Here is a 22,475-nt window from a genome sequence, read left to right as displayed (position 1 = left end):
AAAATTAGTAGGAGGAGATTGATGCAAAACGGTGCACAAATTGAGTACGATTACTCAGTTGCAAAAGCCTTTACATTTGCAACAATTTTGTTTGGTATCATTGGTATGACAATTGGTGTTGTACTAGCGTTTCAATTGGCGTTTCCACAGTTAAATCATTTAGCTGGGGAATATGGTACATTTAGTAGATTAAGACCTTTACACACAAATGGTGTTGCTTTTGGTTTTGCTCTAAGTGGTATTTTTGCTGGATGGTATTACATTTCACAAAGGGTATTAAAAGTTTCATTAAAAGAGTCTCCTTTTTTAATGGCTATTGCTAAGTTACACTTTGTATTATATTTTATTACTATCCTTTTAGCTGTTGTTACACTTTTTATGGGTATTACTACATCAAAAGAGTATGCAGAATTAGAGTGGCCATTGGATATATTAGTTGTTCTTTGGTGGGTATTATGGGGTATTTCAATTTTTGGATTAATCGGAATTAGAAGAGAGAGAACTCTTTATATTTCTTTATGGTATTTTATTGCTACATTTATCGCAGTTGCAATGTTATATTTATTTAATAATATGGAAGTTCCAACAGCTTTAGTTTCTGGTTATGGTTCATGGATTCACTCTGTTTCTATGTATTCAGGTACTAATGATGCTTTAGTTCAATGGTGGTATGGACACAATGCTGTTGCATTCGTTTTCACAACTCCTATTATTGCGTTAATTTATTATTTCTTACCAAAAGAATCTGGACAAAATGTTTATTCTTATAAACTTTCTATTTTAGCATTCTGGGGATTATTATTTGTTTATTTATGGGCTGGTGGACACCACCTTATTTATTCAACAGTTCCAGATTGGATGCAAACTATGGGTTCAGTTATGTCTGTTGTTTTAATTTTACCATCATGGGGATCAGCTATTAATATGCTTTTAACAATGAAGGGTGAGTGGCAACAATTACAAACAAATACACTAATCAAGTTTATGGTATTAGCTTCAACTTTCTATATGTTATCAACAATTGAAGGACCAATTCAAGCTATTAAATCTGTAAATGCTATTGCACACTTTACTGACTGGATTCCAGGACACGTACATGATGGTGTTTTAGGATGGGTTGTATTTATGATTATGGCTGCATTATTTCATATGGTTCCAAGAATGTATAAAAGAGAAATTTATTCTAAATCATTAATGGATACACAATTCTGGTTACAAACTACAGGTATTGTTTTATACTTTACATCTATGTGGATTGCAGGGATTACACAAGGTATGATGTGGAGAGCTTATGATGAATATGGATCATTAGTTTACTCATTTATTGATACAGTTACTGTATTACATCCATATTACACAATTAGAGCAGTTGGTGGGTTATTATACCTAATTGGATTCTTTATGTTTACATATAATATTTACAAAACTATTAGATGTGGAAGAGTACTTGATAAAGAACCAGTAAATGCTACACCAGTAGCTGCGTAAGAAAAGGAGAAATTATGTTTCATTGGTTTGAACAAAGACCGTTTTTCTTTGCGGTACTAGTATTTTTATTTGTTGCATTTGCAGGTATCGTTGAAGTTATTCCAGATTTTGCAAAACAAAGTAGACCAACTGTTGGTACAAAACCATACAGTGTTTTAGAATTAGCTGGTAGACAAGTTTATATTAAAGATTCTTGTAATGCTTGTCACTCTCAATTAATTAGACCATTTAAAGCAGAAACTGATAGATATGGTATGTATTCATTATCTGGTGAATATGCTTATGACAGACCATTTTTATGGGGATCAAAAAGAACAGGTCCAGATTTAATGAGAGTAGGAAACTATAGAACTACTGATTGGCATGAAAATCATATGTATGAACCTTCAGCTGTTGTTCCTGGAAGTATTATGCCATCGTATAAACATCAATTTAGTAATATTGCTGATATAGAAACTGCGTATGCAGAAGCATTTACAGTTAAAACAGTATTCAACACTCCTTATGATCAAGAAGGTATGCCTAAACTTGGTTCTTGGGAAGAAGCAAAAGCAGCTGCATTAGAAGAAGCAAAAGTAATTGCTGCTGATATGAAAAATGAAGCTGTAAAAGAAGCTGTTGCAAATGGTCAAGTTCCTGAAATAGTTGCATTAATTGCATATTTAAATTCTTTAAAATAAGGGTTATTAATGGATTATGAAACACTTCTTACATTACAAGGGTATGCAAAATTTTTCTTAATATTAGTAATATTTATTATTTTCTATTCTTATGCTTACTCTATATATAAAAGAGATAAAACAGGTGAAAGGGATTTTGAAAAGTATTCAAAACTTGTACATGATGATTCAAGTGTTTCTATGCCTTTAGAAGAAAGAAAAAAAGATAAAGATATAGATAATAAGGAGAAATAAGATGAAATCTATGGTTATAGGTGGAATAATTCTTATCATCGCTTTATTAGCAGGAACTTACTTCTCAGCAGGTGATGCTTTTAACGGTGATGATTATATTAACAGCTTAACAATGTTAGGTGCAGTAGCTATTATTACAATTACTGTATTTGTTGCATTAAAATATGTTAATCAAATGAAAAATGATACAGCTAGTGGTGAATTAGCTGAAGAAAAATGGGACGGTATTGGTGAGTATAAGAATGCAATTCCAACAGGTTGGGGACTTGCATTTATAGGTACAATTATTTGGATGTTCTGGTATTTTACAGTAGGTTATCCAATTAATGGTTTTTCACAAGTTGGTCAATGGAATGAAGAAACTTTAGAATACAATGCTAAGTTTGAAAAAAAATGGGAAAATCCATCTGATGAGACTTTAAAAGCTATGGGTCAATCAGTTTTCTTAGTACAATGTGCACCTTGTCATGGTGTTGATGGTGAAGGAATTGATGGAAAAGCTCAAAACTTAACACATAGAATGGCTAAAGAACAAATTGTACATGTAATTAAAAATGGTGCAAATAATTTAACAACTGCATATCCAGCAGGAATGCCTCCAATGATGTTAACAGAAGATGCAGATATAAATGCAGTTGCTGATTACGTTGCTGGTGGATTAAAAGGTGAGCAACCAGCTGCATTTGCTGTATGTTCTAGTTGTCATGGTGCAGATGGAAAAGGTATGGATTATGTAGCTCCAAATATAAGAGCTTATGATGATGCATTAGTTATGGCTGTATTAAAAAATGGTAAAAAAGGTTCTATTGGAACAATGCCAAGTTTTAGTGGAAGACTTAATGAAACTCAAGAAAAAGCATTAGCTTCATATTTAAGAAGTTTAGGAGAGTAGCATGGCTGGAAATACACAGATGAATGAGAATGAAAGAGGAACTTTTAAACTACATGGTATTACAGGTATGTTAATAGCAGTAGTATTACTATTGACAATATTAGGTGTATTAACATTTAATGGAATAAAAGTACAACAAAATGAAGCTAGTAATTTTTATAAAATCAATCAAGATTTAAATGGATTAAAAATGAATAGCTCAGATAATCATACACAATACCAACTTGTTGGTAATGGTAAATAAGGGGTAAGATATGGAAAGAATTATTGGTATTTTACTTGTGGTATCTGCTATTATGACTGTATACTATGGTTTCTTTGATGCAACAAAAGTGTTTGTTGGTTAAATGAAAAAAATTAATTTTTTAAAAGTAGGAGTGATTTTTTCACTTCTGCTTTTTTTCTGCCAAAACTTAAATGCTCAAAATTATATATTAAATGATGATGGTTTAATCGATATAAGAGCAAAAGAAAAAATAAATCAAATAGGTGATGAAGTTAAATCTAAATTAGGTGTTAATATATATATTTATGCAAAATCTACTTTAGGTTTAAGTGAAAATACAAATACAAGAGAAAAAATTGAAGCAATAAAAAATAATGAAAATCAAATATTGTTAAATTTACAAAAGCCATATGTTTTACTTAGTATAGCTGTTGAGGAAACACATGTTAATTTACTTTTTAGTGATGATTTAAAAAAAGTGATTGATAAAAATGATATTTTAGATGGATATGTAGTTCCACTTCTTGCATCAAAAGATAAAAATACTTTATTTGCAAAAATAAGTGCTGCAAGTTTAAATGGATACGCTGCAATTGCAGATACATTAGCTGATTCTAGAAATATTAAACTTGAAAGTAGTATAGGAAATGCTGGAAAAGTATCGGGTACTATTTGGAGAGTTGTAATGTATACTTTAATTGTTTTAGGATTATTAGCTTATACTTATGCAATTTTAAAAAAAAGAAAGTAAATTTATGAAAAGAAATTATTGGCCATTGTTTTTTATAGGAATTTTTAGTTTTGTATTTTCAATGATTATTTGGACAGTAAGAAGTGCAACAAGCCTTCCTGTAATAGAAGATCATAGCTTCATGAAAAAATATCAAGATGTTGATGAAAATTATAATAATATGATGGATTCAAACTCATTATTTTTAAGAAAATATAATTTTGAATTTTATTTAAATGAGAAAAAATTTGATCTTACAACTGATGATATAAAATATTCTCAAAGAGTTTTAGAAAAATATTCTTTACATAAAGACCTTTTAAAAGTTGGGAAAAATAACCTTAAAATTGTAGTTTATGATAAAGTAACAAATGAAAAAAAAGATGTAAATATTGAATTAATAGTAACAAAATCAATTTCAAATGATAGTGATATGATTTTTAGAAATGATGATTTTTTAAGTCAAGACAAAATATATACTTCTACTTTTGAATTAAAAGAATCTAATAATTGGATTATAACAGGTAGTTTCAATGTTGATGGAACTATAGGATATATTTATATAAAAACAAATGCTATTTAAAAAAAAACTTTTAGTTTTTCCTACATCAAGGGTAATTAGAAATTTTATTTCTAATCAAAAGAGTGAAAATACTCTTTTGCCTTTTATTTTAACAATCGACGAATTTTTTAAAAAATCAATAACATTAAATAAATTTAAATATTGCGAAGAAGAACAACGAGTTCTTTTTTTAAATGAAGCAATAAAAAATGTTGATATTAAAAAGCTTGGTATTTCTGATAATTTTACTAAGTTTTTAAAACAAAGTGATTATATTTATAGATTTTTTTTAGAACTTGCAAGTGAAAAGGTTGAAATAAATCAGATACAAAATGTTGACACTTATGATTTTTATCTAGAGCATTTACAAATATTAGAAGTAATAAAAAATAACTATGTAAATATTTTAGAGAAAAATTCTTATGTAGATAGAATTAACATAAATAATCACTATAAAATTAATGAAAATTTTTTAAATAAATTTGACTCAATTGAGTTACATTTTGAAGGATATTTTACAAAAGTTGAATTTGATATGATAGAAAAAATATCAAAATATATAAATATAACAATTGTGTTTTATTCTAATATTTATAATCAAAAATCATTGGAAGTTTTTAAAAAGCTTGGTTTAGAAATCAAACTTGATTATAAATATAAATATGATTTAACAAAAAATGAGATTATAGAACAAGAGCCAATATATAATAAATTAGAATTTTTTGAAACAAAAGGTTTTAATTCTAGATTAAATCAAATAGCTTATATTAAATCATGTATAGAAAAATCGGTAAAAAGTGGAATTAATCCATCAAATATAGCTTTGGTTTTACCTGATGAAAATTTTGCTTCTTATATCCAACTTTTTGATGATGAGAGATATTTTAACTATGCAATGGGAAAAAGTATTAAGAATACAAATCTTTATCAAATTGCAAATGCAATATATTTATATTTGAATGAAGATGAAATTAAAAATATTGAAAATTTAAACTTTTTACAAATTGATAAATTGTTTATTGATAAAAACATGAAGTTTTTATGGAATAAAAACGTTTCAAAAGATTTATTTCTTTTTATCACTGACTTTATAAAATCAAAAGAGACGGATGTTGAGCTTATTGAAAAATATGATGAGTTACTTTATAAACTAAATATTATTTTATTTTCAAAAGAAAACAATATTTTATTAAAAGATGTATTTAAAATATTTTTACAGAAATTAGCAAAAATTACTCTTGATGATGTTAATTCTGGAAAAATTACTGTTTTAGGATTACTAGAAACTAGAGCTTTAAAGTTTGATGTTGTAATTATCTGTGATTTTAATGAATCATTTATTCCAAAAATATCTTTAAAAGATAAATTTTTATCAACAAAATTAAAACAATTGGCAAATCTTCCAACACAATTTGATAGAGAATCTTTACAAAAGTATTATTATAAAAGATTAATAACTTCAACAAAAAATGTTTTTATTTCTTATGTGAATTCAGATACAAATCAGATTTCAAGATTTGCAAATGAACTGTTTGAAAAAAGAATAATTACTGATACAAATGACAATTTTTATAAACATATACTTTATGATAATCATAAAATCTCACATTTTGAAGAAGAGATAATTGCTCAAATTGATTTAGTAAAATTTATTTGGTCAGCAACTTCATTTAAAACTTTTTTACAATGCAAAAGAAAATTTTATTTGCAATATATCTTAAAAATAAAAGAACATTCGATTTCATTAAAACCAAAAGCTTATGAATTAGGAGATATTATTCACTCAATCTTAGAAGATTATTATACTATTGATGAAAATGCAAATGAATTGAGTTTTGAAAAAATTGAAAGTTTATTTAGTAAATACAAAAGTACAAATCCATTTTTGATACTTGATTTAGAAATTTGGAAGAAAAAACTTTATGAATTTTATTTATATGATAAAGAGCGATTAAAAAATAGAAAAATTATAGCATTAGAGAAGAACTTTGAGTGTGAATTTAATGGAATAAAAATAAAAGGAATTATTGATAGAATTGATAGTTTTGAAGATGAGTATGAATTGATTGATTATAAAACATCTTCAAGTTTAAGTGTTGATACGCTTAAAAATTATGAAAAGACTAATGATTTCCAACTTGAATTTTATTATATAGCAATGAATCAGTATTTTAAAACAAATAAAATACACGCGTATTATTATGATTTACACAATACTCAACTAATTCCTGAAATAGCACTTGAAAGTAAATTAGAACTTTTAAATCAAAAATTTGAAGAGTTAAAAGAGATATCAAAAAAAGAGATTTCTTTTTCAAAATGTGAAGATAAATCTATATGTAATTATTGTATTTACAATATTATTTGTGATAGAGAATAAACTCAAATTTAAGAACAATTTTTTTTAATATATAAATAGTTAATATATTAATTATATATTAATTAATCTTAGTGTATATTTCTGAAAATTAAAAGGAATTTATATGAATTATACATTAAGCGATCAACTAGGTATAAAAATAGCAAAAGTAAGAAATAGTATAAAAAATGAGATGGAAATTGCTCTTAGTCCATATGAATTAACAACTACTCAATTTGTAGTTTTATTAAAACTTTGTGAAAAAGATAGAATGACTCAAAAAGATTTAGCAAATGAGACTGACTATAAACAATCAGCATTAACACTTATTTTAGATAAATTAGAAGCAAAAGGTTTAGTAAACCGTGAATCAAAAAAGAATGATAGAAGAGCATATTTAATTGCAATTACAAATAAAGGAAAAGAACTAAAAGATATACTTATCAATCTTTCTTTAGAACTTGAGAAAAAAGTTTTACAAGGTATTAGTGAAACAGAAAAAGATGTTTTTATTTCTATGCTTGATAAAATTATGGAAAATTTATCAAAAGAGTAATAATGAATAGAAATACATTTATTTTCATAATATTTCTTTTTCTATTTATTGGTTGTGTTCCCAAAATTGAAAAAGTTGAAAAAATTGATGAAAAACAGATATTTGATGAATTAAAAATTATAAATACAAAATCAACAAAAGAAAATATTACTCAAAAATGGTGGGAATTATTTGAAGATGAGCAGCTAAATTTTATTGTTGAAAAAGCTTTAAATGATTCACCATCATTAAAAAGTGTTAAACAAAGGTTTGCAAAAGTTAATGCAACAATAAGAGCAATTGAATCAGAAAATTTACCAAATATATCTTTTGAATCAAATTTAACTAGACAAAGATTTAGTGAAAATCATATTTTCCCACCTCCTTTAGGTGGTGGATATTTCACCCAATATCACAGTGCAACGACATTAGATTATAAGTTTGATTTTTGGGATGAAAGAAAATCTAAAATTTTATCAGCTAAAAATATTGCTTTTGCACAAAAAGCATATATCGAAAATACTAAGTTAAATCTATCTTTAGCTATAAGTCAATTGTATTTATCTTGGAATTTTAATGAAAAGAAAATAAATATTTTAGAAAAGATTGTAAATATTTTAGATGAAGAGTTCAAGATATTGAAAGAAAAATTTGATAATGGTTTAATTGATGAAGTATTATTGAATGAAAAAAAAGCTCAAATATCTCAAATGAAATATAATGAATATTCAATTAAAGAGATAACAAAAGCACAGATTTCAGCATTATGTATCTTATCTGGACAATTACCAAGTTTTGCACAAAGTCTAAAAAAACCTGATATTCATGAATCAATAAATTTAGTTTTATCAAACGATATTTATTTAAATTTTTTATCAAATAGAGCAGATGTAGCTATTCAGAAATATATAGTTTTAAGCAATGATGAAAATATAAATGTTGCAAAAACTAAGTTTTATCCAAATATAAATTTATCAGGACTTTTAGGGTTTACATCATTTTTATCAGGTGAATTTCTATCAAAATCTTCAACTGTTCCTTCTGCTGGTGTTGCTTTGGATTTACCTATTTTTGATTGGGGAAAAAGAGAATCAAATTTAGATGATAAAGTTATTACATACAATAGTTCAGTTTATGAATATAATGATATTTTAAATAAAGCAGTAAATGAAGTAGTTGGTGTATTAAATAAAATTGAATATAAAAATCTACAAATAAAAATGCATAAAGAACAACAAATATCAGTTGAACAAAATGAAAAAATAGCAAATAAAAGATTTGAGATTGGTTTAAATGATAAAATTCTATATTATGACACAAAAATTAATAGTTTAATGATTCATATTGTTGAAATGGAATTATTACAAAGTCATTCAGAATTAGAATTGGACTTAATAAGATCAATCGGTGGTGGCTTTAAAGAAGAAGAGTTAAAAAATGCCAAAGGCTAAAATTGGTATTTTTAAATCTGCTTTCCAAGAGTGGATAAATGGTGATTTAACAATTATTATTTATGTTGTTAAATTAACAATTGCAGCATTAATAGCAATGAGTGTATCAATGTTTTTAAATCTTTCAAGTCCACAAACTTCTGTATTCACTGTGTTTATTGTAATGCAAATGTACAGTGGAATGGTTTTTTCAAAAAGTTTTTATAGATTTTTGGGAACAGTTATAGGATTTATTATCTCTTTAGTTTTGACTTCTGCTTTTTCCCAAGATAGAGTTTGGTTTATGGGTTTTTTTACAATTTGGATAGCAATTTGTGCAGCAGCTGGATTTAAATATAGGAATTTCATATCTTATGGATTTGTTTTATCAGGTTATACAGTTGCTTTAATAGTTTTACCAAATATTCACAATCCTTTAAGTGTTTATGGTTTTGCCGTTGAGAGGTTTTCAGAGGTTGTTGTTGGGTTATTAAGTGCAAGTGTTATAAGTGAAGTTGTTTTCCCAAAAAAATTATCAGATACTCTATTTATAAGTGAAAAACAAAGATATAAAAATATATTTATAGCTGTTTTAGATACAAATAATATTTTTAGTAAAGAGAGTAATACTTCAAACTTCTCAAAAAATATTTTAGGTTCAGATGCACTTAGAGTGAATAGTATATTTGAAAGTAATATCAATAAAAAAGATAAGATGTATTATCAAAGATTAAATTCTGAATTTATGCATTTATCAGTTACTTTCCATTCTTTAAAGAACATAATTAGTACAATTTCTAACAATGAAAAAATAGATAAAAATATAATTTTATCATTACAAGAAATTTATGAACCAATAAAAAACTTTTTAGAAAAATATTCTGATGATTTATTTGAATACAATGTAGAAAATATTATAAATGAATTTGATTCAACAAGAATAAAAATAAAAGAAAAAATAGGTTTAGAAAGAGAAAAATTTAAAGATTTAGATTTTGATTTACAAAATGATTTTAATTCATCATCATTTTTAATCTTACGATTTTTTGATGAATTTTCCCAATATACAAAAACATATATATCATTTTTAAATAGTAAACTAAAAAATGATGATAGTGAAGAAGTAAGCCAAATAGTGAAATTCTCTACATATACTGATAATTTACTTGTTATTTTAGCTTCTTTTAGAGCAGCGATTGTTTTGATTGTGATGACAATATTTTGGATTATTACAGCTTGGGGTTATGCTCCTTTTGCAATTATTTCAGCTGTTGCAACTACACTTATGTTTAGTTCTATTCCAAATCCAATAAATGCGAGTAAAAGTTTTTTGAAAGGTTCAATTGTATCTTTTTTTGTGGCAGGAATTTATAATTTTTATTTAATTCCAACTTATGTTAGTGATATTCCAACTTTTTGTTTTGTAATGGCTCCTGTTTTTGCAATAGCTGCTTGGCTTGGAACTTCACCTCAAAGAGGATTATTTGCATTTGGATTTATTTTTATTATTATTACTGTTTGTTCGATGAATTTATATTATAGTATGGATTATATTACTTATTTTGAAACAAGTATTTCTTCTTTAATAGGAATAATTGTTGCTGGTGTTGCTTATGAACTTATAAATTCTTGGTCTGAATCTTGGACAAAAAGAAGAGTATCAAATCTATTAGTAAATAGAATAATAAAATTAACTTATGAAAAAAAAGATTTAAGGAGGGTTGTTTTAGAAAGTCGTGGTTTAGATCTGATTCAACACTTTTCAACCCAAGGAAGATTAAATACTCAATCAAATACTTTGATTTTTCAATGGCTACTTTCAAGTATTGAAATTGCAAGAGCAATTATAGATATAAAGAATTTATTAAAAGAGTTTAAAACAGATAATCAACCAAAATTTGTTTATGAAATCTTAGATTCTATAAAGGATTATTTTTCTTTAAAAGATGAAAATAAAAAAGAAAGAATTTTTTTTAAAATTAAAGAAGATTTTATTGAATTAGAAAAAAATAGAGTATATAAATCAGCTATTGAACAAAGAGTTATGCAAAATATTTTAATAGAAATTTCTTTAATTTATACTCTTATGTTAAATAAAATATCACTTCCCTCTAAAGGAGAAATAAGATGAATTTAGTGGTTACCTTATTAGGAAATGAAATACCAACATTGGTAGTAATATTTATTGTTGCAGGAATTGTACAAATCTTTATAAATAGAATTTTAGCTGATCTTGGAGTTTATAATTATGTTTGGCATCCTGGACTTTTTAGAACAGCTTTATTTGTATGCTTTTTTGCAATACCATCAATTTTGATTTATAATTAAGGAAATATAATAATGAATAAAAATAGTAAATTAATAAAATTCATAAAATTTGCAATTACATTTTTTATAGTTGTAATTGCAGTTTTTCTAGCATTAAAACTTTGGCATAACTATATGAATAATCCATGGACAAGAGACGGACGAATAAGAGCTGATACAATCATGATTTCTCCTGATGTTAGTGGTTTAGTTGAAAAAGTTTATGTTAAAGATAATCAATTTGTAAAAAAAGGTGATTTACTTTTCCAAATTGATAAAAAAAGATTTTTAGAAGATGTAGCAAAATCAGAAGCATTTCTTCAAATACAAAAATCTGAATATCAAATGAAGAAAAAACAGTTTGATAGAAGATTTAAAGTTGATAATAGTGTTGTTTCAAAAGAAGAACATGAAACTGCAAAATATCAATTAGATATAGCAAAAGCAAATTATGATAAAGCTTTAGTTGAGCTAAATATTGCAAAATTGAATTTAGAGCGTTCTAGTGTAATTGCAACTGAAGATGGTTGGGTTTCAAATCTAGTTTTAAAAAGTGGGGATTTTATAAATAGAGGTGAAAATACCTTAGCATTAATTAGTAATAATTCTTTTTGGGTTTACGGATATTTTGAAGAGCACAAAATACCTCTTATAAAAGAGGGTGATATTGCAAATATACAACCTTTAGGTACAAATTTTATTTTAAAAGGGCATGTATCAAGTATTTCAAGTGGTATTACTGATAGAGATAATGAAATAGGTAAAAGACTTTTAGCAAATGTAAATCCATCGTTTACTTGGGTTAGATTAGCTCAAAGAATACCTGTAAGAATAGAAATAGATGAAGTTCCAGATGGATTTATTTTAAGAGCAGGAATAACTTGTACGATTAAAATAGAGCCAAAGAAAGAAGAGAAATAATGAATCAAAAATGATTCATTATTTAGAAGTTGAAGTTGCTATTAATACATCTTCAATAATTTTAGTTATATCACCATCTAAAATAGCATCAACATTTGAATAACCAATGTTACTTCTACTATCTTTTACTTGTTGATAAGGTTGTAAAACATAAGATCTGATTTGATGTCCCCAACCATTCTCACTCTTTTCGATACCATCTTTTGTAGCTTGTTGTTTTTCAAGTTCTAATTCATAAAGTCTTGATTTTAGCATTTTCATAGCACTTGCTTTATTTTTGTGCTGAGATCTGTCATTTTGGCATTGAACAACTATATTTGTAGCAATATGTGTAATTCTAATCGCACTTTCTGTTTTATTTACGTGTTGTCCACCAGCACCACTTGCTCTGTATGTATCAATTCTAATATCTTTATCTTCTATTACAATATCAATATTATCATCAACTTCAGGACTCACCATCACAGATGAGAATGACGTATGTCTTTTTGCATTTGAGTCAAATGGAGAGATTCTTACAAGTCTATGAATACCATTTTCAGCTTTCATATATCCATATGCATTTTCACCTTTGATAATAAATGAAACATCTTTTATTCCTGCTTCATCACCATTTTGATAATCAAGAAGCTCAACTTTGAAATCATTTCTTTCAGCCCATCTTAAATACATTCTATAAAGGATACTTGCCCAATCTTGTGACTCAGTTCCACCTGCTCCTGGATGAATAGATACAATTGCATTTGAAGCATCATCAGGATTGGATAACATTACAGAAATTTCAGTTGATTTGATAAGTTTTTCCAAATCTTCTGCTTCATCGTATAGCATTTCTAAAGTTTCATCATCTTTCTCTTCAGTTGCCATTTCATAAAGTTCATTTGTACCTTTTAAAGAATCATTTGCTTTATTGAATTTATTTAATTTACCTAAAATTCTATTTTTTTCTATACCAATTTTTGTAGCATTTTCTACATCATTCCAAAAATCTTGAGATGATTCTAATTGTTTGATTTCATCCAATCTTTTATTTAAATCATCAGGTTTTAAAATACCTTTTATATTATTGAGTTTTGTATTTAGTAGTTTTAATAGTTCTGAATATTCGTATGCGTCCATTTTAGCCTTAATCCTTTAAAAAAGGAAATTATACTTTAAATTTCTATAAAGAGTGATTAGAGTTTAGAAGAAGAAAGAAAAGGATAAAATCCTTATTCTTTATTTATTATTTAATTCTTTTAAATATGCATAGATGCCTTTGATTTCTTTATAATCAATAAAGTTTGCATAAGGTGCCATTATATTTGCATTCATAGAATCAACTTTTCCAACTTTATAATTTTTGATTGATTCTTGCATATCTTCTTGTGATAAATCTCTTAATGGTCTAGCACTATTATAAGCACGTTTTTCACCATTTGTTCCATGACAAGTTTGGCATTTATTTGTATAAAGCTCTTTTGCAATTATTGCTGCATCTTTTAACTCTTTTTCAACTTTTGCTTTTTCTTGAGCTTCTTTTTTTGCTTCTAATTTAGCTAAGATTCTTGCTTCCATATCAGCAGAATTTCCCGATATATTTCCTGCAACTACAGGTTGAATTGAAGAGTTTGGAGTTTTTAAAATATAGATAAAATTCATTCCATTTGCTGATTGAGAAATTTTTATATCATCTACAATCCAACCTTTTGCTTTCATATCATTGATTGAATATTTACCTTCACATGCCCCACCATTTAAAGCAGTATTTTCAATAGTACTCATTGAAGCATGGTTTTCTTTGAAACACATAGTTGTATCTGCGATTATAGATGTAGTTCCTAATAATAAAATAGATGAAAGAATTGCTTTTTTCAAGATAAAATCCTTTTTTGTAAAATTACAAGATTTTATCATAATAAGATTAAATTATTATAATATCTTTTATTAGATAGATTAAAATATTTTTATAAATAAAAAAGGGTGAGGAAAACTCCCCACCCTTAGAAAAAGTAAAGTTAAATAGTTCTAAAAATATTAGAATGTATATTCAACTTGTAATCTTCCTCTTGTATCATCATTGATTTTATCACCATCTTTAACACCTGATGCATATTCTTTTGTATATGTACCATATCTCACATAAGTATTGAAGTTTTTACTCATTTTATAAGTTAATTGAGCATATAATTCTTCTTCTTCCATATCTGTTGTATCATTTACATATTGTAAATTATTGTAGTTAGCTGATAAGTTTAAGTTAGATAATATATCTACACCTAAAGTTGTTTGCCAATAATCAGCATCAGCTTTACCATTTACAGTTGTATTCCATCCATTTACAGTTGTTACAGCATCATTATCTAAAGCAGTTAATCCACCTTCTTTATCAGTTGTAGCATAAAGTACTTTAGCATTTACAATTCCAACTTTACCAGTTAACATGATTTTTGCAATATTATTATCTGTATCTGAATCATCTAGATCTAAAGAAGCCCATCTTGCATCAATACCTAATTTTACTCCGCTTAAATCAAAATCAGCTTTTGCACCAATTGTATAAGTATCAAATAAATCTTGCATATCTAAATACCAAGCATCTAGAGTAACAAAGTCTAAGTTTGCAATTGCACCAACCGTCGCAACATCTAAACTTCCATCAACTAAAACACCACTAGCTGGGTCAGTATTATTTAAATTTGTAATTTTAACTTCTTTATTTAAATTAGTATTCCAAACTTTTGCATCAGATGATTTATCTAAATTAGTTTGATTAAAATAAGCAGCAGCTAAAGTAACTGGTCCAACTGTAGAAAGTGCTAAGATACCTGTTCCTGTTTGCTCATTGTTATCTGAATCAATAGCAACAGTCCAAGGAGTAGTTAAACCTTGTTTACCAACGTTTACAGTTGTATTTGCAATTCCAGTATATCCAAAATATGCATGAGATAATGTTACATCAACATTTTGATCTGAATTTTTACCACTATCTAATGTTGCATAACCTGAATCAGCTCCACCAACGATAAATCTAGAGTTAAATTTAACATCTTCATTTACTTTTGAAGATAAGTTTAATGCAACTTTATAGTTGTTTTGTACATCTGAATTATCAGTTTCATCATTTGAATAGTCATTATATCTATATACTACAGATCCAGATACATCTACATTTTTGATTGCTTCTTCTAATGGTTGAGCATTAGCAGTAGTTAATCCTGCAACTGCTACAGCAGCTACTAAACTTAATTTTGCGATTTTTTTCATTTGTTCTCCTAAAATTTCGAAATCTATTATCAGTCTACCGGAGCGCGCGAACTCATCTAAAACATAGGTTTTAAACCTTTTCCGACATACCGTTGCGACCATTCTACACCACTAAATTTTAAAGTTTTCTTAAAATGGTTAATTCTGTGTTAATTAACTGTTAATTTAAGTTATTTTTTAATTAACAGAATAAATATGCTGTGTTATTGCTATTTTAGGACTTTTTTACTCTTATTTATTTGATAAATAATTATTTATTTGATAGAGAAACTATACAATTTGTTAAGATATTCGGTTTTGATATCTTAATATCAAGATTATTTATATTGTAATTGTTTTGTAATAATGATTCAAAATGCAAAATTGCATCTTCAAGTAGAAAAAATTTTTCTTTTTTCATTGTAGTTTTTATTAGATTTGAAATTTCAGAGTAGTCTATAAACTTATCTTCTGAAAATTCATATTCAAAAGATAAGTTTATAACGACTTTTTGTTTTTTTATTCGTTCAAAGTCAAGTATTCCTATAATACATTTAAAAGTTAAGTTATCAATATGTATTTTCATATAACTTTTTTCTCTTCACCTTTTATTATTCTTATAATGTTTGGTATGTGTTTATATATAATGATAAATGCAATGATATACATAGGAACATTTGAGCCTACATTTAATCCATTGTTTAAAAAACTTGCACTTATTACTACAGCAACTAATCCTAGAAGTGAAGATAATGATGATATTTTTAAAACTTTCGCACAAACTATCCAAACTACAGCACCAATTAATGTTGGAATAGGGATAAGTACAAGATATACTCCAAGTCCTGTGGCTACACCTTTCCCACCTTCTAGTCCTAGATAGATTGAGTAGCAATGTCCTAAAACAGCAAGTATTGCAATTCCCCATAAAGTAGAATCACTTACTCCATAATACATAGCAAATAATAAAACTAAAGTACCCTTTAACGCATCAAGTAAAACAGTAGCAATACCTAATTTTTTAGCTAATTTAGGGTTAGTTTCTTTTACTACTCTTAAAACATTAGTTGCACCAATTGATTTACTTCCTTGAGTTTTTATATCAACTCCTGCAAATGTTTTTGCTAAAATTGAACCAAATGGAATAGAACCAATAAGATACGCTGCTATAAAAAATAGTATGTTTGTATTTGTAAAAAAATCCATTTATTACCTTTGTTTAAAGTCTATAATTAAATGAGATTATAACTAAAGTTTTGTTATATTCACATTTAATAAAAATTTGAAGGTTTATTTTGGATTTAAAAGAAAAGATAATAAAATTAAAAGATGAATTAGATGTGACTTTAGTGGCACATTTTTATCAAAGAGATGAAGTTTTCGAGTTGGCTGATATAACAGGTGATTCATTAGAACTTGCAAAAAAAGTAATGCTTACTGATTCTAAATTTGTGGTTTTTTGTGGTGTTGGTTTTATGGGTGAAAGTGTAAAAGTTATGAGCCCACAAAAAAGAGTTTTAATGCCAAAAATCGCTTGTTGTGCAATGGCTAGGATGATAGATGAAGGTTATTTTGAACAAAATTTAAAAAAGATTAATGAAGCAGGTATTGCAAACGAAAATATTTTACCAATCACATATATTAACTCTAGTGCAGCAGTAAAAGCAAAAGTTGGACAAATGGGTGGAATGGTTTGTACTTCTTCAAATGCTTATAAAATTATTGAAAAAGGTTTAGAATCAGGTAAAAAAATATTTTTTGTTCCTGATCGTTGTTTAGGGCAAAATTTCGCAAAATCACTAAATCTAAAATCAGCAGTTGTTGGTGATGGAAGTGATTTAAAAGAGGCTGATATTATTTGTTATAACGGGTTTTGTTCTGTTCATCAACAGTTCACTGCTGATGATATAGATTTTTATAGAGAAAAATTTCCTGATATTTTGATTGCAGTTCATCCTGAATGTGATCCTAGTGTTTGCGATAAAGCAGATTTTGTAGGTTCAACTTCACAATTAATAACATATATTAAAAATTTAGACCCTGAGCAGAAAATAGCAGTTGGAACAGAATTTAATATGGTTAATAGATTAAGAAGCAAAAATACATATATTTTAAGTTCAACAAAACCAGAGTGTCCAACAATGAATGAAACAACGCTTGAAGATGTTTATAAAACTTTAAAATCTATTAAAGATGATAACATTTCAAAAGAGAATGAAATATTTGTAAGTGAAGAAACAGCAAAATGGGCAAAAGTAGCATTAGAAAGGATGTTTGAAGTATGATTAATATCAAAAAATTTGTAAAAAATGCCATTATTGAAGATAATGGTCGAGGGGATTTATTCTTCGATGTTGCTCCAAAGGGAAGATTTACAGCGCGAGCTATTTGTAAATCAGATGGAATACTCGCAGGTGTTCAATATGCAAAAGTATTAGCAAGAACTGAAAAATTTGATTGTAAATTTTTAAAAAATGATGGTGATGAGATAAAAGTTGGTGATGTAATTGCTGAACTTGAAGGAAAAGCATCTATTTTACTTTCGTCTGAAAGAACTTTTTTAAATATGCTTCAACATGCAAGTGGAATTGCAACAATGGCAAATAAATATGCAAAATTGATTGAAGGGACAGGTGTTGTTTTACTCGATACTAGAAAAACAAGACCACAATTAAGAGATTTTGAAAAATATGCTTCAAGAGTTGGTGGAGCAATCAATCATAGACTTGGACTTGATGATTGTTTAATGCTAAAAGATACTCACTTAAGAACAATAAGTAATTTAGAAGAGTTTATAAAAAAAGCAAGAAAAAGAATTTCTTGGGTTACAAAAATTGAAATAGAGTGTGAAACTTTTGACCAAGTAAAAGAAGCTATGCATGCTGGTGGTGATATAATAATGTGTGATAATATGAATATTGAACAAATAAAAGAAGTTGTAGAATTTAGAAATGCAAATTATCCTCATATTTTATTAGAAGCCAGTGGAAATATAAATTTAAGAACAATAAAAGAATATGCAACAACAGGTGTTGATGCAATTAGTAGTGGAAGCATTATTCACCAATCAACTTGGCTTGATTTTTCAATGAAATTTGATTAAAAGAAGTTTGATTAACTTTTTGTTAGTAAGTTTTTGTTAGATTTAAATTTGTTTAGAAAGGAGAAGGATGAAAAAAGATTTTATAATAAGTAATAAAGTTGATATGTCAGAATATACAAAAGCTTTAGAACTTATAGAAAAAAGTAGATATATTTTGATTATTACTCATGTAAATCCTGATCCTGATTCTATAGGTTCTGCATTGGCTTTATCAAATTTGTTTTATGAAAATAAGATAAAACATAAAGTTTATAATATAAGTTCTGATTTACCACAAAATCTTGATTTTATTCCAAGATTTGAAAAAATAACAGATCAATTACCTGCATTTTTTGATTTAGCAATTAGTGTTGATTGTGGAACTTATAAACGATTAGGCTTTGAATTAGATTCGTCAATTCCTCTTATAAATTTTGATCATCACAAATCAAATAATAGTTTTGGTGTAGTAAATATAGTTGATCCTCTCAAAAGTTCAACAGCAGAGTTAGTATATGAATTTTTTAAACATAATGGATTGTATATTACAAAAAATTCTGCAACTGCATTATATGTAGGAATTTATGATGATACTTTAGCTTTTTCTTTAAATAGATGTGATGAAATTACATTTGAAAAGATTAATTTTTTAGTTGAATGTGGAGCAAGTCCTTCTGAAATAGCAAATAAGCTATTAAGAAGAGATTCTTTGGCAAAATATAGAATTATTCCTAAAGTATTAGATAGTCTAGAATTATATAAAGAGGGAGAAGTTGCTTCTATCATTGCAAAAGAAGAATGGTTTAAAGAGACAGGAGCCCATAATAGAGATTGTGAAGATGCTCTTGATATGGTGATGAGTATAGCAATTGTAAGAATAGCTTTTTTTGTAAGAATAGTAAATGGAGTATCAAGAGTATCTTTGCGTTCTAAAGGTAAAATTGATGTATCTGCAATTGCTTCTCATTTTGATGGTGGTGGGCATTTTAATGCTGCTGGATGTACGTTGGATCTACTTGATGTTGAAAAAGCGAAAGAAATAGTTTTAAAGGAAATTCTTGAAATTTACAAATAATAAAAATAGTATTAAAGGATTATGGGTTTATATAGTTCTATTTGTATTAGTTGCGATAGTTGGTTTTTTATTTTTATCTCCTACTTTTGAGAGAAATGCACCAAAAATAACTGCGGAAGATGAAATTTATTGGAATTTACAAAAACCAATAAAAATAAATATATCAGATGATTATGGTATTAAATCTTATGAAGTATTATTTGTTGATGGTGACAAACAAGTTAGGCTAGATACTAAAGTATTAAAAGATGAAAATGGTTCAATAGATTTAGAAATTACTCCACCTGTTTTTGATGAATTTTATAAACCAACAAGCGGAAGTTTACAAATCCAAGCTTTTGATACAAGTAAGTGGAATTTCTTTAGAGGAAATGAATCAATTAAAAAATCAAAAATAATTATTGATAAAAGAAGTCCTATTGCAAATGTTGTAACAAATTCATATTTATTAAGACAAGGTGGTAGTGGAGTTATTGTTGTCGAAATTAATGATGAAAACTTAAAAGATTATTATATTACATTTAATGATGAAGAAATTTTTGAATTATTCCCTTTTTATAAGAAAGGTTTTTATATTTCTATTATTACTTGGCCAATTGATATAAAAGAATTTAAAAGGGTAAATTTAGTTGCAGTTGATATGGCAAATAATAAAACAGTTAGCAAAGTTCCATTTTATATTAAAAGTTTTAAAGAAAAAATCGATGATATAAAAGTATCTGATGAATTTGTAAATAATGTTAGTAAACATGTTTTAGAAAATAGTAATATGACTGTTCCTTCTGATACGATTGAAGCATTTGTAAAAACAAATAAAGAATTAAGAGAAAAAAATGTTAAAACTATAAAAGATGTAGTTAGAAAAAATTTAGCAAATAGTGGGAAAATACCATTTGATGTAAAAACTTTTGTAAGAATGCCAAATGCAGCTACATTTGCACAATTTGGAGAAAGAAGACATTATTATTATAATGAACAAAAAATTGATGAAGCTTGGCATTTAGGAATGGATTGGGCAAGTGTTAAAAGAGCTGATGTAAATGTAACAAATCCAGGAAAAGTTATTTTTAAAGATTATTTAGGAATTTACGGTGATTCAATTATTGTTGATCATGGATTAGGACTAGCTACTTTATATGCTCATACAAGTAGTCAAAATGTTGAAGTGAATGATGAGGTAAAAACAGGACAACTTATAGCTAAAACTGGTTCAACTGGAGCTGTTTTTGGAGATCACTTGCATTTTGGAATTTTAGTTCAAGGTATAGAAGCAAATCCAAATGAATGGCTTGATAATGATTGGATAAAAGTAAATCTTACAAAAACAATGAATGATGCAATTAAAATAATAAATGGAAGCAGTAAATGAAACAAAGAACAATAGCAAAAAGTGTTGAAATTGTAGGAATAGGTCTTCATAAAGGTGTTCCTGTAAAAATGAGACTAGAACCTCTTGATAGTAATATGGGAATAGTTTTTTATAGAGTTGATGCAGGAGTTACTATTCCATTAAAAAAAGAGTTTGTTGTTGATACAAAAATGGCTACTGTTATTGGTAAAGATGGAGTTGTAATTTCAACAATTGAACATTTATTATCTGCTGTTTATGCTTATGGAATTGATAATTTAAGAGTTGTTGTTGATAATGATGAAGTTCCTGTTCTAGATGGAAGTTCATCAGGTTATTGTATGCTAATTGAAGAAGCTGGAATAAAAGAGTTAGATAAATCAAAAAAAGCTATAAAAATCAAAAAACTAGTTGAAGTTACAACTCCTGATGGGAAAAAAGTTTGTTTAAAACCATCTGATAGAATAGTATATGATTTTGAGATAAATTTTGAGCATCCAGCAATTGGAAAACAAAAATTTCATTTTGATTATTCAATTGCAGAATATAAGGAAAATATAAGTCGAGCAAGAACATTTGGATTTTTGCACGAAGTTCAATATTTGAGAAGTATTGGATTAGCTCAAGGTGGATCAATGGAAAATGCAATTGTACTTGACCAAACAAAAGTTTTAAATCCAGAAGGATTAAGATTTGATGATGAATTTGTTAGACATAAAATTTTAGATGCAATAGGAGATATGGCTCTTTTAGAATACACACTTGTTGGTGAATATGATGCAATTGCAGGAAGTCATCATTTAAATCATTTACTTACAAAAAAACTTTACGAAGATGAATCAAATTATGAAATTATTGATTTAGAAGAAGCTAGTAGTGAAGCTGTTGTGTTTGAAATGGCTTATTCAAAAGTAGAGAATTAAAACTTGATTGAAGTGTTAGTTATTACAATATCAAATCCATTGTTAATAGGTATTTATGAAAATAAAAAATTGATAAAAGATTATAAACTTGATGGTAAAACTTCTGATTTGCTACCTAACTTATTTAAAAATCTCTTAAATGACTTTGATATCAAGAAAATTATTTATGTAAATTCACCTGGTTCTTTTATGTCAATTAAAGTTGCATATATATTTTTAAAAACAATATGTATTTCAAAAAATATTGAATTTAATGCTATTGAAGGTTTTGAGTTTAATAATAATTCCCCAATTAAAGCTTTAGGTAAAAAATACTTTATTAGAGTAGAAAATAAAATTAAAGTAGATTTTTTAGAAAAAGATTGTATAATCCACGACTTTGAATTACCAATGGGTATAGAAAAATACAATTTTAAAGAAGAAACACTGCCAATATATAATTTACCAGCAGTTTAAGA

Annotated in this window: 24 protein-coding genes; 19 read left to right on the top strand and 5 right to left on the bottom strand. The window is 26.7% G+C overall.

Annotated elements, in window-relative coordinates; genetic code table 11:
- The first annotated feature begins 21 nt into the window (after window positions 1–21).
- The 13 genes from ccoN (at window position 22) to ADFLV_RS13530 (ending at window position 12,364) form a co-directional block, all read left to right on the top strand.
- Window positions 22–1,488 (top strand): cytochrome-c oxidase, cbb3-type subunit I, encoded by a 1,467-nt coding sequence (ccoN, locus tag ADFLV_RS13590; RefSeq protein WP_014475280.1) that lies wholly within the window; start codon window positions 22–24, stop codon window positions 1,486–1,488.
- Window positions 1,489–1,502: 14 nt separating this feature from the next.
- Window positions 1,503–2,168 (top strand): cytochrome-c oxidase, cbb3-type subunit II, encoded by a 666-nt coding sequence (ccoO, locus tag ADFLV_RS13585; RefSeq protein ID WP_014475279.1) that lies wholly within the window; start codon window positions 1,503–1,505, stop codon window positions 2,166–2,168.
- A gap of 9 nt (window positions 2,169–2,177) precedes the next feature.
- Window positions 2,178–2,402 (top strand): cbb3-type cytochrome oxidase subunit 3, encoded by a 225-nt coding sequence (locus tag ADFLV_RS13580; RefSeq protein WP_014475278.1) that lies wholly within the window; start codon window positions 2,178–2,180, stop codon window positions 2,400–2,402.
- 1 nt (window position 2,403) lies between these two features.
- Window positions 2,404–3,294 (top strand): c-type cytochrome, encoded by an 891-nt coding sequence (locus tag ADFLV_RS13575; protein WP_014475277.1) that lies wholly within the window; start codon window positions 2,404–2,406, stop codon window positions 3,292–3,294.
- Between the two features lies 1 nt (window position 3,295).
- Window positions 3,296–3,538 (top strand): DUF4006 family protein, encoded by a 243-nt coding sequence (locus ADFLV_RS13570; protein ID WP_014475276.1) that lies wholly within the window; start codon window positions 3,296–3,298, stop codon window positions 3,536–3,538.
- 103 nt (window positions 3,539–3,641) lie between these two features.
- Window positions 3,642–4,271: a hypothetical protein gene (locus tag ADFLV_RS13565; RefSeq protein WP_014475275.1), complete on the top strand. Its 630-nt coding sequence runs from the start codon at window positions 3,642–3,644 to the stop codon at window positions 4,269–4,271.
- Between the two features lie 4 nt (window positions 4,272–4,275).
- The gene (locus ADFLV_RS13560; protein WP_014475274.1) at window positions 4,276–4,833 is read left to right on the top strand and encodes a hypothetical protein; all 558 of its coding nucleotides are present in this window, start codon (window positions 4,276–4,278) and stop codon (window positions 4,831–4,833) included.
- On the top strand, window positions 4,823–7,192 hold the full coding sequence (locus tag ADFLV_RS13555; RefSeq protein WP_129010858.1) for a PD-(D/E)XK nuclease family protein: 2,370 nt from the start codon (window positions 4,823–4,825) through the stop codon (window positions 7,190–7,192). The genes ADFLV_RS13560 and ADFLV_RS13555 overlap by 11 nt, the downstream gene beginning before the upstream one ends.
- A 103-nt stretch (window positions 7,193–7,295) precedes the next feature.
- Window positions 7,296–7,727 (top strand): MarR family winged helix-turn-helix transcriptional regulator, encoded by a 432-nt coding sequence (locus tag ADFLV_RS13550; protein WP_129010859.1) that lies wholly within the window; start codon window positions 7,296–7,298, stop codon window positions 7,725–7,727.
- A 2-nt stretch (window positions 7,728–7,729) separates the two neighbouring features.
- Window positions 7,730–9,157 carry a TolC family protein gene (locus tag ADFLV_RS13545; protein ID WP_129010860.1) on the top strand — a complete coding sequence of 476 codons (1,428 nt, stop codon included), beginning with the start codon at window positions 7,730–7,732 and terminating at the stop codon, window positions 9,155–9,157.
- Complete coding sequence (locus ADFLV_RS13540) at window positions 9,144–11,267, top strand: FUSC family protein (RefSeq protein WP_129010861.1); 2,124 nt, start codon at window positions 9,144–9,146, stop codon at window positions 11,265–11,267. Before ADFLV_RS13545 ends, ADFLV_RS13540 begins: the two co-directional genes overlap by 14 nt.
- Entirely contained in the window at window positions 11,264–11,464 is a 201-nt protein-coding gene (locus ADFLV_RS13535; RefSeq protein WP_129010862.1) for a DUF1656 domain-containing protein, read from the top strand. The genes ADFLV_RS13540 and ADFLV_RS13535 overlap by 4 nt, the downstream gene beginning before the upstream one ends.
- 12 nt (window positions 11,465–11,476) lie before the next feature.
- A complete protein-coding gene (locus ADFLV_RS13530) occupies window positions 11,477–12,364 on the top strand; it encodes an HlyD family secretion protein (protein ID WP_129010863.1) in 888 nt (295 codons plus the stop codon).
- An 18-nt stretch (window positions 12,365–12,382) separates the two neighbouring features.
- On the opposite strand, the gene prfB is transcribed toward ADFLV_RS13530, so the two are convergent.
- From prfB to plsY, 5 genes are all read right to left on the bottom strand, one after another.
- The gene (prfB, locus tag ADFLV_RS13525) at window positions 12,383–13,483 is read right to left on the bottom strand and encodes a peptide chain release factor 2 (protein WP_129010864.1); all 1,101 of its coding nucleotides are present in this window, start codon (window positions 13,481–13,483) and stop codon (window positions 12,383–12,385) included.
- A 99-nt stretch (window positions 13,484–13,582) separates the two neighbouring features.
- On the bottom strand, window positions 13,583–14,221 hold the full coding sequence (locus tag ADFLV_RS13520) for a c-type cytochrome (RefSeq protein WP_172658811.1): 639 nt from the start codon (window positions 14,219–14,221) through the stop codon (window positions 13,583–13,585).
- 159 nt (window positions 14,222–14,380) lie between these two features.
- Window positions 14,381–15,610, bottom strand: a complete 1,230-nt coding sequence (locus ADFLV_RS13515) for a major outer membrane protein (RefSeq protein ID WP_129010866.1) — start codon at window positions 15,608–15,610, stop codon at window positions 14,381–14,383.
- A 250-nt stretch (window positions 15,611–15,860) separates the two neighbouring features.
- Window positions 15,861–16,175 carry a dihydroneopterin aldolase gene (locus tag ADFLV_RS13510; RefSeq protein ID WP_129010867.1) on the bottom strand — a complete coding sequence of 105 codons (315 nt, stop codon included), beginning with the start codon at window positions 16,173–16,175 and terminating at the stop codon, window positions 15,861–15,863.
- Entirely contained in the window at window positions 16,172–16,795 is a 624-nt protein-coding gene (plsY, locus tag ADFLV_RS13505) for a glycerol-3-phosphate 1-O-acyltransferase PlsY (protein ID WP_129010868.1), read from the bottom strand. The genes ADFLV_RS13510 and plsY overlap by 4 nt, the downstream gene beginning before the upstream one ends.
- A gap of 89 nt (window positions 16,796–16,884) precedes the next feature.
- Here plsY and nadA point away from each other — a divergent pair, with 89 nt between their 5' ends.
- The 6 genes from nadA to ADFLV_RS13475 all read left to right on the top strand — a co-directional run bounded on the left by nadA (window position 16,885) and on the right by ADFLV_RS13475 (window position 22,473).
- Window positions 16,885–17,874, top strand: coding sequence for a quinolinate synthase NadA (gene nadA / locus ADFLV_RS13500; protein WP_129010869.1), 990 nt, complete (start codon window positions 16,885–16,887; stop codon window positions 17,872–17,874).
- Entirely contained in the window at window positions 17,871–18,692 is an 822-nt protein-coding gene (gene nadC, locus ADFLV_RS13495) for a carboxylating nicotinate-nucleotide diphosphorylase (RefSeq protein ID WP_014475261.1), read from the top strand. The genes nadA and nadC overlap by 4 nt, the downstream gene beginning before the upstream one ends.
- Window positions 18,693–18,759: 67 nt before the next feature.
- Entirely contained in the window at window positions 18,760–19,746 is a 987-nt protein-coding gene (locus ADFLV_RS13490; protein ID WP_014475260.1) for a DHH family phosphoesterase, read from the top strand.
- Complete coding sequence (locus tag ADFLV_RS13485) at window positions 19,730–21,115, top strand: M23 family metallopeptidase (RefSeq protein WP_129010870.1); 1,386 nt, start codon at window positions 19,730–19,732, stop codon at window positions 21,113–21,115. Before ADFLV_RS13490 ends, ADFLV_RS13485 begins: the two co-directional genes overlap by 17 nt.
- Window positions 21,112–22,017: a UDP-3-O-acyl-N-acetylglucosamine deacetylase gene (gene lpxC / locus ADFLV_RS13480; RefSeq protein WP_014475258.1), complete on the top strand. Its 906-nt coding sequence runs from the start codon at window positions 21,112–21,114 to the stop codon at window positions 22,015–22,017. Before ADFLV_RS13485 ends, lpxC begins: the two co-directional genes overlap by 4 nt.
- A gap of 12 nt (window positions 22,018–22,029) precedes the next feature.
- On the top strand, window positions 22,030–22,473 hold the full coding sequence (locus ADFLV_RS13475; protein WP_228712372.1) for a hypothetical protein: 444 nt from the start codon (window positions 22,030–22,032) through the stop codon (window positions 22,471–22,473).
- Window positions 22,474–22,475 lie beyond the last annotated feature (2 nt).

Source organism: Arcobacter defluvii (assembly GCF_013201725.1).
GTDB lineage: Bacteria > Campylobacterota > Campylobacteria > Campylobacterales > Arcobacteraceae > Aliarcobacter > Aliarcobacter defluvii.
This window is presented reverse-complemented; position numbering and strand designations above follow the sequence as displayed.

Excerpts from the sequence above, each read along its gene's own strand:
- ccoN (WP_014475280.1), top strand. The coding sequence starts at position 22 with ATGCAAAACGGTGCACAAATTGAGTACGATTACTCAGTTGCAAAAGCC.
- ccoO (WP_014475279.1), top strand. The coding sequence starts at position 1,503 with ATGTTTCATTGGTTTGAACAAAGACCGTTTTTCTTTGCGGTACTAGTA.
- ADFLV_RS13580 (WP_014475278.1), top strand. The coding sequence starts at position 2,178 with ATGGATTATGAAACACTTCTTACATTACAAGGGTATGCAAAATTTTTC.
- ADFLV_RS13575 (WP_014475277.1), top strand. The coding sequence starts at position 2,404 with ATGAAATCTATGGTTATAGGTGGAATAATTCTTATCATCGCTTTATTA.
- ADFLV_RS13570 (WP_014475276.1), top strand. The coding sequence starts at position 3,296 with ATGGCTGGAAATACACAGATGAATGAGAATGAAAGAGGAACTTTTAAA.
- ADFLV_RS13565 (WP_014475275.1), top strand. The coding sequence starts at position 3,642 with ATGAAAAAAATTAATTTTTTAAAAGTAGGAGTGATTTTTTCACTTCTG.
- ADFLV_RS13560 (WP_014475274.1), top strand. The coding sequence starts at position 4,276 with ATGAAAAGAAATTATTGGCCATTGTTTTTTATAGGAATTTTTAGTTTT.
- ADFLV_RS13555 (WP_129010858.1), top strand. The coding sequence starts at position 4,823 with ATGCTATTTAAAAAAAAACTTTTAGTTTTTCCTACATCAAGGGTAATT.
- ADFLV_RS13550 (WP_129010859.1), top strand. The coding sequence starts at position 7,296 with ATGAATTATACATTAAGCGATCAACTAGGTATAAAAATAGCAAAAGTA.
- ADFLV_RS13545 (WP_129010860.1), top strand. The coding sequence starts at position 7,730 with ATGAATAGAAATACATTTATTTTCATAATATTTCTTTTTCTATTTATT.
- ADFLV_RS13540 (WP_129010861.1), top strand. The coding sequence starts at position 9,144 with ATGCCAAAGGCTAAAATTGGTATTTTTAAATCTGCTTTCCAAGAGTGG.
- ADFLV_RS13535 (WP_129010862.1), top strand. The coding sequence starts at position 11,264 with ATGAATTTAGTGGTTACCTTATTAGGAAATGAAATACCAACATTGGTA.
- ADFLV_RS13530 (WP_129010863.1), top strand. The coding sequence starts at position 11,477 with ATGAATAAAAATAGTAAATTAATAAAATTCATAAAATTTGCAATTACA.
- prfB (WP_129010864.1), bottom strand. The coding sequence starts at position 13,483 with ATGGACGCATACGAATATTCAGAACTATTAAAACTACTAAATACAAAA.
- ADFLV_RS13515 (WP_129010866.1), bottom strand. The coding sequence starts at position 15,610 with ATGAAAAAAATCGCAAAATTAAGTTTAGTAGCTGCTGTAGCAGTTGCA.
- ADFLV_RS13510 (WP_129010867.1), bottom strand. The coding sequence starts at position 16,175 with ATGAAAATACATATTGATAACTTAACTTTTAAATGTATTATAGGAATA.
- plsY (WP_129010868.1), bottom strand. The coding sequence starts at position 16,795 with ATGGATTTTTTTACAAATACAAACATACTATTTTTTATAGCAGCGTAT.
- nadC (WP_014475261.1), top strand. The coding sequence starts at position 17,871 with ATGATTAATATCAAAAAATTTGTAAAAAATGCCATTATTGAAGATAAT.
- ADFLV_RS13490 (WP_014475260.1), top strand. The coding sequence starts at position 18,760 with ATGAAAAAAGATTTTATAATAAGTAATAAAGTTGATATGTCAGAATAT.
- lpxC (WP_014475258.1), top strand. The coding sequence starts at position 21,112 with ATGAAACAAAGAACAATAGCAAAAAGTGTTGAAATTGTAGGAATAGGT.